The organism is Pseudomonas sp. 30_B, from assembly GCF_017491605.1.
Lineage (GTDB): Bacteria > Pseudomonadota > Gammaproteobacteria > Pseudomonadales > Pseudomonadaceae > Pseudomonas.
Window position 1 is genome coordinate 1 of sequence record NZ_JAFGYY010000313.1, and the last position, 456, is coordinate 456.

1 protein-coding gene is annotated in these 456 nt (G+C 55.9%); it reads left to right on the plus strand.

Annotated elements, in window-relative coordinates; all coding sequences use genetic code 11:
• On the plus strand, positions 1-315 hold a 315-nt coding region (locus J5M67_RS28450), incomplete at its 5' end, for a hypothetical protein (RefSeq protein WP_207888677.1).
• Positions 316-456 lie beyond the last annotated feature (141 nt).

Here is a 456-nt window from a genome sequence, read left to right on the forward strand (position 1 = left end):
TTCGACAATAGCCCGTTGGGATTGCCGCCGGAGGGCTGGGTTCAACCGCCCAAGCCATCGGAAGGCACCGTTACGCGAGATGTGGAAAACCAGATCGCCCAGCGTTTTACCGCAGCCACCGGCGGCAATCCCAACGGGCTATTGTCGAAACAACAAGCCAAGGCAGCGGGCTGGGGGCTGGTCAGTGATCGCTTTTCGGACATCGATCGTGCAGGGACGGGCTATGTCAGGCTCGATGACGTGTTGCGTTTCATGTCGAAACGGACGCCTCAACGCGTCATGCGCATGAGAAATGCAACGAAACCGAATCCGTAGTTGTAACGTGGAGTAGATTCCCCGCTGCGTATACGGGGAATTTCGTTTCCGTTCAGATTACTTCGATTTCTTGCGGAGCGCTCCATAATGTCAATCGCGCCGGCCATTTTTGTGCCGGCGCAGTATCCATAAGCCTTAACG